Genomic DNA, 13,318 nt, shown 5'->3' on the forward strand with positions numbered 1-13,318 from the left:
TTAAGGGTAACGAAAGCTTAGTACACCACGGGAAAAGTGAGCGCCCGGTAAACCGGGCGCGGGAGAAGAAAGCGTGGGCGGGGAAGCTGGAATGTCAGAATGTCGTCCAGCCCTCGTCCGTTACGGGCGCGCGCGGCCTCACTGTCGCCGCGGGTGCGACCGGACGCGCCGCGAAGCCCACTACAGGGCGTGTTGGTGCGGTTCGCGCGTCGAGACGGAACGCGCCGACCAGCCCGCGCAGGCGCGCCGCCTGAGCTTCAAGATCGCCTGCGGCATTTGACGAGGCGCTCACCAGCGCGGCGTTCTGCTGCGTGGTGGCGTCGAGCGCGCTCACCGCGCGGGAGATCTGCTCAATGCCACGGCTCTGCTCCTGCGAGGCGGAAGCGATTTCTTCCATGATATCGTTTACGCGCGTGACGGAGTGCAACACTTCATCCATCGTCTCACCGGCCCGGGCCGCCAGCGTGCTGCCGGTTTTAATACGGTTCACCGACTCATCAATCAACGCCGCGATATCCTTCGCCGCCTGCGCGCTGCGTTGCGAGAGGCTACGCACTTCGGCGGCGACCACCGCAAAACCACGGCCATGTTCGCCCGCGCGCGCCGCTTCCACCGCCGCGTTCAGCGCCAGGATATTGGTCTGGAAAGAAATACTGTTTATCACCTCGGTAATGTCGGCGATTTTGCGCGAACTGGCGGAGATATCCTGCATGGTCTGCACAACATCGCGCACCACGCCACCGCCGCGCCCGGCCGTCTGCGAGGCTGTGGCGGCGATCTGGCTGGCGTGGCGGGCGTTGTCGGCGTTATTTTTCACCGTCGCGGTGAGCTGCTCCATGCTGGCCGCCGTCTGCACGACGGCGCTGGACTGCTGCTCAGTACGCGCCGCCAGCGCGCTGTTGCCGGACGCGATATCGCCTGCCGTGTGGGTGAGCCGCCCGACGCTTGCGCGCAGCTCGCCGGTCATCTCACGCAGGCGTGCGTTCATACGGGCCATCGCGCCGGTGAGCTTGCCGAATTCATCATGGCGATCTGTTGCAATCTGCGCGCTCAGGTCGCCATCGGCGATACGCTCGGCGAGCGCGAGATTCATCATCAGCGGGCGCACAATCTGGCGAGTGATGGCCCAGGCCACGAAAACCCCTGTCACTATCGCCAGTGCGCCCAGGAGAATGGCGAGCGTCGAAGAACCCGACGTCAGCGCGTCATTCTGCGCTTTGGTGAGCAAGACCATCTGTTTGATGGCGGCGCTGCTGCTATCGCCTGCGTTTTTCACCGCGTTTTCAGCGCCTTTCAGCGCCTCCCAGGCAGTGTAATAGTCGCGGCTTAACGTCTGGTAGCGCACGGTGTCCTGCCAGAGTCCGGCGAACGGCGGCAGCAGTTCCGGCGACAGCCGGCTTACCAGCGCCTGATATTGCCCTTCCACCGCCTGAAAGCGGCTGGCGAGCGCCTGGTTCGCCTGTTCTGTGCCGCTAAAGCGCAGCGCCCAGGCGTCATCGCGCAGGCTGCTGATGGCGAACAGCAGATCGTAAATCGCGAAAGAGAGTTCGGTGTCGGCGACCGGGGTGCGGATAAGCTGGCTATAGCGCGCGGTATCGTCCTGGCCTGCCAGCGCGTCGAGCTGGCGGCGGATCTGGCCAAGCCTTCCGGTGGTGTCGCTCATCGTGGTGATGCCGCTCTGAAAGCTTCGCAGATAGCGATGGATATCATCAACGAGGACGCGCTCGCTGGCAGACCACGTCAGCGAGCGCGCCTCGCCGGTTCTGGCCAGCGCCTCATCGACGTAGCGGCTCATCAGCACGCGAGCCTCGTCATCGCCGGTATAGAAATATTTCAGCCGGTTAATTTTGGCCTGAAAAACGTCGATATTGATATCGTAGATAAGATTGCTTTTAACATTGACGTCGCGGATGGCCATAAAGCGCGCCGCGGAGAGCGCGGTCGCCAGCGCCACCAGCAGCAGCACCACGCCAAATCCGACGGCGAGCTTGCGGGTTATGCGAACGTTGCGTAATCGGTTTACCAGTCCAGCCATCCTGCCTCCTGTTTTACGATAATCGGGCTCCCGGAGAGCCACAGGAGGTTATCGGCAAGGACGGCGGTTTTTTTAGCAAAAAGAAGAAATTATCGGCAATAAAAATGGCCTTTTACCTGAAAGCCTCGCGGGAAGCTGTCGTGACAAAGGCCATTACGCGGCGCGCATAATTCATTCCAGTAGCGCAGCCGGATACCGCGTCGGTAGCGGTTAGCGCGGGCGGTGCAGGCCCGGATCGATGTTGCCGAAGTCAAGGCCATAGAGGTGTCCATAAGGGATAAAGGATTCGAGCATCAGTGCTCGCGCCTCGGGCGGTTGCGGCGTGAGCCAGGCGCCGAGCATGCGGCGAAGGCGCGAGCGCGCCGCATGACGCTGTGCGGGGGTATGCATGATAATCGCCTCCTCGGCGGGTGCGCAGGCGTTGTGCTGCCCTGTCAGTAAAGCGCCGGGGAGACGAAAAGGGAAATACGCATTCCGGCAATCGTTTGCCGGGGCGCGTCTTAGCCGAAATACTGTTTTTTAAGGATGGCCGCGCCGTCGTTAATCGCTTTGTGCACCGCACGCACGCAGGCTTCACCGTCGCCCGCCTCCAGCGCCGCCAGCAAATCGTCGTAATTATGATGTCCGCGCACAAAATCTTCCGACTGCGGATAGAGATAGTTAAAGCACGGGCCGATGCGCATCCAGAGCTGTTCTATCAGCGCCACCAGCGTCGGCATTTCGGCCCAGCTGTAGATCTGAAAACGAAACGCGCGGTTGGCCTGCAACGCCTGCTCAACATTGCCGGCAAGTTTGGCGTCGCGGAACGCGTCGCACAGTTCGCGCAGGTGCTCCATACGGGCGGGCGTGATATACGCCGCCGCCGCCTCAACGGCCATGCCTTCGAGATTTTTGCGGATCTTTGTGACTTCGTCGTAACGCGCTTCGCTAATTTCCGGCACCAGAAACGCCTGGGCCGGGGTGGCGTTCAGCGCGCCAGAGGACACCAGACGCAGCAGCGCTTCACGTACCGGCGTGATGCTGATCCCCAGTTGATCGGCGATTTCCTTCGTGACCAGACGCGCGCCAGGGCGCAGGCTGCCGACGATAAGGGCGTTTTTCAATCTCACTTCCACTTGCATGGTTAAACTCAGGCGTTGCGCTTTTTCCAGATCCAGCATGTTTATTTCCTGTCGTAAAAAATTTACTTTGTATTAGCAGGCGCTTAACTGACGTCTCATTATCCTGACCAGAGGATATATGTTATATCCTTGATAACATGGCTTTAGGGGTCAGGAAAACCCAAAATAATCAAAACTTTCACTGACCAGTACGACAACCATTAAGGTATTGACCTAATGAAACGACTGTCCCGTAAGCTTCTCTCTCTTTCTGTGGCGCTCTCATTATTCGCTCCGCTCAGTCAGGCAAGCTCGCTGACTATCGCGCAGCCGACTTCCGCCACTGCCATGGATCCCGGCTTTCTGAAAGAAGCCGCGACCCTGGTGGATAACGTTTTCGATACGCTGGTGCTGCGTGACGCGCAGATGCAACTCAAACCCGGCCTCGCCACCCACTGGGAGGCCGTTAACGACACCACATGGCAGTTCGATCTGCGCAAGGATGTGAAATTTACCAACGGCGAGCCGGTGAATGCCGCCGCGGTGAAATTCTCTATCGACCGCATTCTTGACCCGGCTAACCACGCCCCCACCATTTCGTATATCCGCACCATTAAATCGGTTGAGGCGGTCGGCGACTATCAGGTGCGCATTCACACCAACGGCCCGGACCCGCTCCTGCCTACCCGCATGAGCCGTTATCCGGCCTATATCGTGCCGCCTGGTTATGTAAGTAAAGTCGGTGCTGCGGAATTTGCACGAAAACCTGTCGGAAGTGGTGCTTATATCGTCAAAACCTTTATTCCCGACGAGCGCGTTGTGATGGAGGCCAACCCGAACTACTGGCGCGGCAAACCGGCCATTGACGAAGTGACCTGGCGCCCCATTCCGGAAGCGACCGCGCGCATCACCGCGCTGCTGACCGGCGAAGCGCAACTGGTCGAAGGCGTACCGGCGGATCTCGCGCCGCTGGTGAAAAGCAAGCCGGGCGTCAGGCTTGAGCAGGTTAAAGGCGGCGGGCTGACCATTTACCTCGGCATTAAAAATAACCAGCCGCCGCTGAACGACGCGCGCGTGCGTCAGGCGCTGTCGCTGGCGCTGAACCGCGACGCCTATACCCAGTCGCTGCTGCATGGTTTCGGCACGCCGACCGGCACGCTCGCGGGCCCGAAAGATTATGGCTACAAAGCGATTGCCGCCCCGAAACAGGATCTGGCGAAAGCCAAAGCGCTGCTGAAAGAGGCCGGTGTTGCTGATGGCTTTACGCTGAAATTCCAGGCGCCGCGACGCTATATCGCCAGCGCCGATGTGGGCCAGGCGATTGTCCAGGATCTCGCCGCAATCGGCGTGAAGGCGCAGCTCGAAGTGCCGGAGTGGTCGGTCTATACCCAGCAGGTGGCCTCAGGCAAGCAGGCGCCGCTCTATATGCTCGGCTGGGGCTCCACCCAGACGCTGGATGCCGATGCCGCGCTCTATCCGGTGCTGCACGCGGGCGAGCCGTACTCAACGGTAAGCGATCCGGCGCTGGATAAGCTCTTAAACGAGAGCCGCGCCACTGTGGACGCCGCGAAGCGCAAAGCGCTGCTGGAGCAAATCCAGGACCGCGTGGCCAGCGAACAGCCGCTCATCCCGCTCTACCGGGAAGATGCGATTTACGCCTCCAGTGACAACGTCACGTTTAAAGGGCGTGAAGACGCGCGCGTGTCGCTGTTCGACATGAGGGTGAAATGATCTTCCCTGGCCGTTACGCATCCCGTTCACGTCGCCGTCCCCTGCCGGGGGACGGCCTTCTCGGCGGCGCGCTGCTGGCGATTCTCATCCTGGCCGCGCTGCTTTCTCCCTGGCTCCCTTTGCCCGACCCGCTGTTAAGCGATCTCACGGCGGTCTTTCAGTCGCCTGGCGCGAGCCACTGGCTGGGCGCCGACCAGCTGGGCCGCGACCTGCTCGCGCGCATCCTGGCGGGCGCCCGGCTGTCGCTCTTTGTGGTGATCATCGCCGCCGTTATCGCCGCCACGATGGGCACGCTGATGGGCATGATGGCCGGTTACTTCGGCGGCTGGGTCGATGCGCTGATTATGCGGCTTATCGACATCCAGCTGGCCGTGCCGTTTATCCTGCTGATCCTGCTGGTGATGGCGCTCTTCGGCACTTCGCTTGTGAATATTATTGTGATTATGGGCGTGACAAGCTGGGCGATTTACGCCCGCGTGGCGCGCGCCAGAACGCTGGAAATTCGCGAGCTGGAGTATATCGACGCCGCGAAAACCATGGGTTTTTCGCATCTGCGCATTATGCTGCGCCATATTTTACCGGCGCTCGCCACCCCGCTGCTGGTGCTGCTGACGCTCGATATTCCCCGGCTTATCGTGCTGGAGGCGTCGGTCGGGTTTCTCGGCATGGGCATTCAGCCGCCGACGCCGACGCTTGGCAATCTTATCGGCGAAGGCCGCGCCTATATGCTCCTTGCGCCCTGGCTGGTGGTCTGGCCCGGCTGCGCTATCGCGATGCTGGTGGTGGGCTGTAACCTGCTCGGCGATTACTGGCTGCGCACCACGCAGGCGAGGGTTGAATAATGGCGCGTTATCTCATTTCACGGTTTTTCCAGGCGCTGCTGGTGATGTTCGGCGTTTCGCTGCTTATCTTCTTCAGCCTGCATCTGACGGGCGATCCGGCGGCCGTCATGATGCCGCCCGGCGCGACCACGCAGGAGATCGCCGATTTCCGCCACGCGATGGGCTTTGACAGGCCCTTGCTTGCGCAATACGCCGATTACGCGGGCCATCTGCTGCGCGGCGACTTGGGCGATTCCCTGCGCTTTGGCCAGCCGGTGTCGACGCTGATTGCCGAGCGCTTACCCGCCACCGCGCTGCTCGCGCTCACCGCGCTTGCCTGGAGCACGCTTGCCGGGCTCGCGCTCGGGCTTATCAGCGCGCTGTGGCGCGACACGTTCTGGGATCTGCTGGCGCGTCTGGTGGCCTTCAGCGGTCAGGCGGTGCCGGTGTTCTGGCTGGGGCTGCTGATGATTTTGTTCTTCAGCCTGCAACTGCGCTGGCTGCCCTCCGGCGGCTACGGCGAGCCGTTGCAGCTCATCATGCCTGCCGTCTGTCTTGGCGCCTACTACATGAGCGCGATGGCCCGTCTGGTGCGCGCCAGCCTGATTGACGTGCTGGACCAGGAGTATATCCGCACCGCGCGCGCCAAAGGACTCAGCGCCTGGCGGGTGCTGGTGCGACACGGGCTGCGCAACGCGCTGATCCCGGTCGTGACGGTTCAGGGGATTTCGCTCGCCGCCCTGCTCGGCGGCGCGCTGGTCACCGAGATAATCTTCGCCTGGCCCGGCATTGGCCGCCTGGCGGTGCAGGCCATCCAGAATCGTGATTTTCCGCTGGTGCAGGGCGTGGTGTTGCTCGCCGCGCTGACATTCGTGGTCGTTAACCTGCTGATTGATTTGCTTTATCTGGTACTGAACCCGAGGATCCGTTTATGACCGTTCAGCCGCATGCCGACCTGGATGCGACCCTGGAGCTGCTCGCGTCGCTCACTGCATGGCAAAGCGTGGCGGATGAGCCGGACGAGCAGCGCTCGCTTGCCGCCTGGCTGGAGGCCTGGCTGGTGGACGCGCTGGACGCGCAGGTGATGCTGCCGGTGGCGCAGCAGCCCCCCGACCACCCGCCGCTGGTGCATGTGCGCGTCGATATCGGCGCGCCCGATACGCTGGTGCTCTACAACATGTATGACGTGATGCCCGCAGACAGAGAAGGCTGGCAGGTCGACCCGTTCACCGGCGGCATCCGTCGCTGGGCTGATAAAGGCGATGTGTTTATCTCGCGCGGCGCGGAAAACAACAAAGGCCCGCTCGCCGGGATGCTTACCGTGGTGCGCGAGCTGTGGCAGAGCGGCAGGCTCGCCACCAATCTGGAGATCCTGCTGGAGGGTGAAGAGGAGTGCGGCAGCGGCGCCTTGCGACGCTATCTCGCCCGCACGCCCTGCCCGGTATCGCCCGCGCTGGCGGTGCTTTTTCCGTCATTATGCGAATATGGCGGCGGCGCGCCGCGCCTCTACCTCGGCTTTACCGGCATGACGACAGGCCGTCTGCGCGTCGCGGGCGGCGACTGGGGCGGCCCGCAGGCCGCCATTCACGCCAGCAACGCGGCCTGGATTGCCAACCCCGCCTGGCGACTGGTGCAGGCGCTGGCCGCGATCGCGCCTGCCGGGCGCAACGGCGTGCTGGAAACGCTGCCGCTTGACGAGCGCGCCCTGCGCTGGCTCGACGAACTGGCGCCGCAGTTCAGCATCAAGGATGAACTGACGATGCGTAAAAGCCAGCGGCTGACTGTCGACGGCGACAGCCGCGAAGCGCTGGCGTTTTTACTCGGCAGCGCGGTGCTCAATCTCAGCGAGATCCGCACCTCACCGCTGCCGGGGCGCGGCATTATTCCCCCGCTCGCCTGCGCCGAATTTGCCCTGCGCACCCCGCCTGGCAGCTCGCCCTCAAGGCTGCTGGATGCCATGCGCGCGCAGCTTTCCATGCAGGAGATAAGCGGCGCGGAACTGATGGTGGATGACAGCTACCCGGGCCGCCGCTTTTCCGATGACGATCCGGGCGTGCTGGAGTTGTTAAACAGCTATCACCAGCAGCAGGCCCGGCCGCAAATCTGGCCCTGGGCGCCCGGCTGCGCCCCGGCGTATGCGTTCGCGCCCGTCGCTCCGGCGTTTCTTATCGGCGGGCTCGGCTATGGCGGCAACGCGCATGGGGTGAATGAATTTGTCACCCTGCGCGGGCTGTCGCGCTTTACCCAATCGCTTCGCGACTGGCTGCTCTCATTCTGATGGATTCAGGAGGATTTCATGCGATTTCTTAGCGGCCAGCAGGTGGCGAGCCTCGGCGGGCTCGACCCGCAGGCGGCGCTGCGCGATGTGACCGATACGGTAACGCTCATGGCGTCTGGAGACGCCGTGATGCCAGCCGAAACGCACGTTCCGCTCGATACCGCGCCGGGCAAGGTCTATGCGCTGCCCGCGCGGGTCGGCGGACGCTTTAACGCCACCGGCGTCAAATGGACGGCGCACCGCCCGCAGCCGCAGGACGGCCTGCCGATGGCGCTGACGGTGACGCTCATCAACCGCGCCGACAGCGGGCTGCCGGTCGGGCTTGTGGAGAGTGGCGGGCTGACGGCGGTGCGCACCGCCGCCGTCTCGGCGCTGGCCCTGCGCCACGCCGCGCCCCGCGAGATAAGACGCGTGCTGCTGCTCGGCGCGGGCGTCCAGGCGCGCGCGCATCTCGCCATGCTCAGCGCGCATTTCCCGTCGCTTGAGGCGCTTGGCCTGTGGAACCGCACGCCGGAACGCCTCGACGGCCTCACCGCCGCCCCGCTGCCGTTCCCGTTTACGCGTTATTGTCATCCTGACGACGCGCAGGCGCAGCCCTGGGATGCGGTTATCACCTGTACCGGCGCGCAGCAGCCGTTTCTCGGCCCGGCCTGGTTTACCCCCGGCAGGCTGGTGATGCAGATTGGTTATCACGAAGTGAGCTTTGCGGCCATTAAACGCGCCACAAAGGTGGTGGTCGACGCCTGGGGCGAGTTTCGCCATACCAGCGCCAAGAGCCTGTTTCAGATGTATCGCGCAGGCGAATTCCCGGATGACGGCTGGGCCGCCGATCTTCCGGCGCTGGTCAGCGGGCGCTGGCGTCCGGCGGCTGACGACTGCGTCTATTTTTCGTCGTTCGGTCTGAATGTGTTTGATATCGCGCTCGCCGCGCGCGTGTTGCAGGCGGCGGAGCGCGACGATGTGGGCACCTCGCTTGCGCTCTCTTGCGCGCCTTAAACGGTGTGGCGCAGGCGCAGCGCCTGGTGAAGATCCGGCGCGCTGTCGATAAGCCGCCGGGTATACGGGTGCGCGGGCGACGCCAGCACCTGATGCGTCGGCCCCTCCTCCACGACATCGCCAAGATAGAGCACCAGCACGCGATCGCAGAGCTGGCGCACCGCCTGTAAATCGTGACTGATAAACAGCACCGACAGCCCGAGCTTGTCGCGAAGTTCCGCCAGCAGGCGCAGGATTTGTCCGCGAACCGGCAGGTCGAGCGCCGCCACGGCTTCGTCGGCGACCAGCAGATCGGGTTCCAGCGCCAGCGCGCGGGCGATGGCGATACGCTGGCGCTGCCCGCCGGAGAAAGCCGCCGGACGCCGCTGCGCCCAGGAAGGGTCAAGCCCCACCAGCGTCATGAGTTCGCTCACCCGCGCGGGGATGGCGTCGCCGTGGCGCAGGCCGTGTACCCGCAGCGGCTCCGCGAGCTGCTCGCCGATGCTCATACGCGGATCGAGACTGGCGTAGGGGTCCTGAAAGATCATTTGCGCGCGGCGGCGCACGCGCTTTTGTTCGGCGCGGCTCGCCTGCGCCATATCGACGCCGTCAAAGAGAATAGCGCCGCTGTCTGCTTCGATAAGCCCGATAGCCGCGCGCCCGAGCGTGGTTTTGCCGGACCCGGATTCGCCGATTAGCCCGACGATTTCCCCGCGCGCCAGGCTGAAGGAAGTGGGATGCAGCACCCGCTGGCGCTCCGGGGGAATAAACGGCAACCGTTGACGGCGCGGATAACTTTTCACGATGCCGGTCACCTGCAACAGCGGCGGCGTCTGGCGTTCAATTTCACGGACCTCTGGCGTTTGCGGCGTGGATGCCGCAATAAGCCGCCGCGTCCAGTCGGCCTGAGGCGCGGTAAAGAGCGGCTCCACCGGGCCCTGTTCGACGATTTCACCACCGTTCATCACGCAGGCGCGATCGGCAAAACGCGCAACCACGCTGAGATCGTGCGTGACCAGCAGCACGCCCATGCCCATCTCCTGCTGGAGATGTTTTAACAGCCCGAGGATTTGCGCCTGGAGCGTCACGTCCAGCGCGGTGGTAGGTTCATCCGCAATCAGCAGATCCGGTTTGCCGCTGATGGCGCTCGCAATCATCACGCGCTGGCGCATGCCGCCGGAGAGCTGATGAATATACTGGCGCGCGCGCTTTTCCGGCTCGCCGATGCCGACATGGCCGAGCAGCGCCACCGCCTCGCGCCAGGCGGCTTTCCAGCCAAGCCCGCGATGACGCACCAGCACTTCGGCTATCTGTTCGCCCACTTTCAGCACCGGATTCATGCTGCTCATCGGCTCCTGAAAAATCATGGCGATGTGCCGTCCGCGCAGGCCCGTCGGGTATGGCGAATCCGGGATAATCGAGTGGGCGTCGTCAAAGCGGATTTCGCCGCCGCTCTGCCAGACGCCGCGCGGCAGCAGGCCGGTAATGGCGAGCGACGTGAGGGTTTTGCCGCAACCCGATTCGCCCACCAGCGCGACCATTTCGCGGCGGTCAACGGTCAGGCTGACGTCATGAAGTAAAACAGCCTGCCGACTTTGCAGGCTGAGGTGGGATACGGTTAACAACGGCACAGGCGGCTCCCGACAACAGGCATGGGTCGAGCATATCGGCAGCCGCCGTGGTTAACAAGTTGTTATTTAGCTGGTTTATGATTCATCCTGACCCACGCGAATAACCAGCTTGCCGAAGTTTTTGCCCTCCAGCAGGCCGATGAACGCCTGAGGCGCTTGTTCAAGACCATCGACAATCTGCTCGCGGTAGTGGATTTTCCCGCTTGAGACCCACTGGCCCATTTCACGCTGGAACTCTTCAATCCGGTGACCATAATCCTGGTTGATGATAAAGCCCTGCATGCGGATGCGTTTTTTAAGCAGCGTGCCCATTAACAGCGGCAGGCGATCCGGGCCTGGCGGCAGGTCTGTGGCGTTATAGCCGGAGACCAGACCGCAGAGCGGCACGCGCGCGCCGGTGTTCAGCAGCGGCAATACGGCGTCGAACACTTTACCGCCGACATTCTCATAATAGACGTCGATGCCCTGCGGGCAGGCGGCGGCAAGCTTATCCGCAAAATCCGGCGCGCGGTGATCGATACAGGCGTCAAACCCCAGATGCTCAACGGCGTAGCGGCATTTCTCTTCGCCGCCCGCCACGCCGACCACGCGACAACCTTTAATTTTACCAATCTGTCCGACGCTCGCGCCTACCGGCCCGGTCGCCGCGGCGACCACCAGCGTCTCACCCTCTTTCGGCGCGCCGATATCCAGCAGGCCCATATAGGCGGTAAAGCCCGGCATCCCCAGCACGCCGAGGAACCAGGACGGGTGCTCTGGCGATGTGCCGAGCGGAGTCAGTTGTTTGGCGTCACAGATGCAGTAATCCTGCCAGCCGCTGTACCCGAGCACCCAGTCGCCAGGGTGAAAATCAGGGTGTTCGGATTGCTCCACCACCCCGACGGTACCGCCGACCATCACCTCGCCGATTTGCACCGGCGGCGAATAGGACGGCTCATCGCTCATACGCCCGCGCATATACGGGTCGAGCGACAGCCAGACCGTGCGCACCAGCACCTGGTTTTCGCCCGGTGTGGCGACGGTATCTTCTTCAAGACGGAAGTTGTCCGCCACCGGCGCGCCATGCGGCCGGGAGGCGAGCACCCAGCGGCGATTACGGGAAGCTTGTTGTGTCATGCGGTTCTCCTTTATTTTCAGGGCATCCCCAAAGCGTAGTGCATTCACGTCAACTGGCGACGTTATTCAGACGCACCACCAGATAGACGCAGGGCGCGTCGCCTGGGTTGATGAAATGGCATTCATTCGGCGGGCCGAGCTCCAGACAGTCGCCCTCGCGCATCTGGTGATGCGTGTCGCCTTCGCGAAACACCAGCTCCCCGCGCTGTACCCAGATGAGCTGGCGGGCGAAGGCGTAGGCCGAGGCGGGCATCGGGATATCGCTGCCGGCGGGCAGCTCCACCTGCACGAGATCGAGCGGCAGATCGGATTTCGGCGAGACGTGGCGGCGCAGATAGTGGCTCTGCGGATCCTGCCAGACGGGCTGATCCGCAAAGCGCAGCAGCCGCCCTTCGTTCATCTCCGCGCGCGCGATAAGCGTGGACATGCTAAGCCCGAGCGCGCCGGAAAGCCTGCCCAGCAGCGTCGCCGTCGGGCTGCTTTCGCCGCGCTCGATTTTATGGATCATGGCGCGTGAAACGCCGGCGCGCTCCGCCAGTTCAGAGAGCGACCAGCCGCGCGTCTCGCGCTCAAGGCGAATACGCTCACCAATCCGTTGATTTAATGTGTCGATTATATTATTCATTACGTAACATTATAGTGAACAACCACCGGGGTTCAACCATGCTCATTCGCCACGCCACCGCCGAAGACTGCGCGGCTATCGCCGACATCTATAACTACGCGGTACAGCACACCGCCGCCATCTGGAACGATACTACCGTCGATACCGACAACCGCCTCGCCTGGTTTTATCAACGCGGCAACGCGGGCTACCCGGTGCTGGTGGCGGTTGAAGGCAACACCGTCGTAGGCTATTCCTCATTCGGCGACTGGCGCGCGTTTGACGGCTTTCGTCATACCGTCGAACACTCGGTCTATGTGCATCCGCAGCATCATGGCAAAGGCATCGGCAAGCTGTTGATGACGCAGCTGATTGCCGAGGCGCGGGCTATCGGCAAGCATGTGATGGTCGCGGGGATTGAGTCGCAAAACGTGGCGTCCATCGCGCTGCATGAAAAGCTCGGGTTTACCATCACCGCGCAGATGCCGCAGGTCGGCACCAAATTTGGCCGCTGGCTCGATTTAACGTTTATGCAGCTCCAGCTTGATAACCGCCGTGAACCGGACGCCATCGGATGAATGCGTCGCTGAGCCTGCTGTTTCTCGCCGCCGCCGGGGTGGGCCTGGTGGTGCAGAATATGCTGATGGTGCGCATTACGCAGTCGGCGTCCACTATCCTGATTGCGATGCTGCTTAATTCGCTGGTGGGGATTGTGCTGTTCTGCGCGATCCTGCTGCTGCGTAACGGCACGGCGGGCTTTAGCGAGCTTATCGCCACCGTGCGCTGGTGGACGCTGCTGCCGGGGCTGCTCGGCTCGTTTTTCGTGTTCGCGAGCATCAATGGTTATCAGCATCTCGGCGCGGCCACGACCATTGCGGTACTCGTGGCGAGTCAGCTTATCGGCGGATTGCTGTTTGATATCGCCCGTACCAGCGGCCTGACGCTGCGTATGGTGGCGGGGCCTGTGGCGGGCGCGGTATTGCTGGTGATTGGCGCCTGGCTGGTCGCCAGGCGCACCTTCTGACGA

At 62.8% G+C, this 13,318-nt stretch carries 13 protein-coding genes; 7 read left to right on the top strand and 6 right to left on the bottom strand.

Features of this window, described 5'->3' with window-relative positions; genetic code table 11:
* Positions 1–94: 94 nt before the first annotated feature.
* The 3 genes from BJP61_RS11745 to BJP61_RS11755 form a co-directional block, all read right to left on the bottom strand.
* Positions 95–2,035, bottom strand: coding sequence for a methyl-accepting chemotaxis protein (locus tag BJP61_RS11745; protein WP_171998391.1), 1,941 nt, complete (start codon positions 2,033–2,035; stop codon positions 95–97).
* 210 nt (positions 2,036–2,245) lie between these two features.
* Positions 2,246–2,425, bottom strand: a complete 180-nt coding sequence (locus BJP61_RS11750) for a hypothetical protein (protein WP_171998392.1) — start codon at positions 2,423–2,425, stop codon at positions 2,246–2,248.
* A 110-nt stretch (positions 2,426–2,535) separates the two neighbouring features.
* Positions 2,536–3,195: a GntR family transcriptional regulator gene (locus BJP61_RS11755; protein WP_171998393.1), complete on the bottom strand. Its 660-nt coding sequence runs from the start codon at positions 3,193–3,195 to the stop codon at positions 2,536–2,538.
* 177 nt (positions 3,196–3,372) lie between these two features.
* Between BJP61_RS11755 and BJP61_RS11760 the strand changes: the two genes are divergently transcribed.
* The 5 genes from BJP61_RS11760 to BJP61_RS11780 are packed head-to-tail and all read left to right on the top strand — an operon-like array spanning position 3,373 to position 8,961.
* Complete coding sequence (locus BJP61_RS11760; protein WP_171998394.1) at positions 3,373–4,866, top strand: ABC transporter substrate-binding protein; 1,494 nt, start codon at positions 3,373–3,375, stop codon at positions 4,864–4,866.
* Positions 4,863–5,708, top strand: coding sequence for an ABC transporter permease (locus BJP61_RS11765; RefSeq protein ID WP_171998395.1), 846 nt, complete (start codon positions 4,863–4,865; stop codon positions 5,706–5,708). Before BJP61_RS11760 ends, BJP61_RS11765 begins: the two co-directional genes overlap by 4 nt.
* Complete coding sequence (locus BJP61_RS11770) at positions 5,708–6,622, top strand: ABC transporter permease (RefSeq protein ID WP_038863044.1); 915 nt, start codon at positions 5,708–5,710, stop codon at positions 6,620–6,622. Before BJP61_RS11765 ends, BJP61_RS11770 begins: the two co-directional genes overlap by 1 nt.
* On the top strand, positions 6,619–7,965 hold the full coding sequence (locus BJP61_RS11775; RefSeq protein WP_171998396.1) for a M20/M25/M40 family metallo-hydrolase: 1,347 nt from the start codon (positions 6,619–6,621) through the stop codon (positions 7,963–7,965). Before BJP61_RS11770 ends, BJP61_RS11775 begins: the two co-directional genes overlap by 4 nt.
* 18 nt (positions 7,966–7,983) lie before the next feature.
* Positions 7,984–8,961 (top strand): ornithine cyclodeaminase, encoded by a 978-nt coding sequence (locus tag BJP61_RS11780; protein ID WP_171998397.1) that lies wholly within the window; start codon positions 7,984–7,986, stop codon positions 8,959–8,961.
* Here BJP61_RS11780 and BJP61_RS11785 read toward each other — a convergent pair.
* From BJP61_RS11785 to BJP61_RS11795, 3 genes are all read right to left on the bottom strand, one after another.
* Positions 8,958–10,571, bottom strand: a complete 1,614-nt coding sequence (locus BJP61_RS11785) for an ABC transporter ATP-binding protein (protein ID WP_171998398.1) — start codon at positions 10,569–10,571, stop codon at positions 8,958–8,960. The two genes, BJP61_RS11780 and BJP61_RS11785, sit on opposite strands and share 4 nt — an antisense overlap.
* 75 nt (positions 10,572–10,646) lie before the next feature.
* Complete coding sequence (locus BJP61_RS11790) at positions 10,647–11,687, bottom strand: NADP-dependent oxidoreductase (protein ID WP_038863051.1); 1,041 nt, start codon at positions 11,685–11,687, stop codon at positions 10,647–10,649.
* Positions 11,688–11,736: 49 nt separating this feature from the next.
* The gene (locus BJP61_RS11795) at positions 11,737–12,312 is read right to left on the bottom strand and encodes a helix-turn-helix domain-containing protein (protein WP_038863052.1); all 576 of its coding nucleotides are present in this window, start codon (positions 12,310–12,312) and stop codon (positions 11,737–11,739) included.
* A 38-nt stretch (positions 12,313–12,350) separates the two neighbouring features.
* Between BJP61_RS11795 and BJP61_RS11800 the strand changes: the two genes are divergently transcribed.
* Positions 12,351–12,869: a GNAT family N-acetyltransferase gene (locus tag BJP61_RS11800; RefSeq protein WP_171998399.1), complete on the top strand. Its 519-nt coding sequence runs from the start codon at positions 12,351–12,353 to the stop codon at positions 12,867–12,869.
* Positions 12,866–13,315, top strand: coding sequence for a DMT family transporter (locus tag BJP61_RS11805; RefSeq protein WP_038863054.1), 450 nt, complete (start codon positions 12,866–12,868; stop codon positions 13,313–13,315). Before BJP61_RS11800 ends, BJP61_RS11805 begins: the two co-directional genes overlap by 4 nt.
* Positions 13,316–13,318 lie beyond the last annotated feature (3 nt).

It is taken from the genome of Cronobacter sp. JZ38, from assembly GCF_008932145.1.
GTDB lineage: Bacteria > Pseudomonadota > Gammaproteobacteria > Enterobacterales > Enterobacteriaceae > Cronobacter > Cronobacter muytjensii.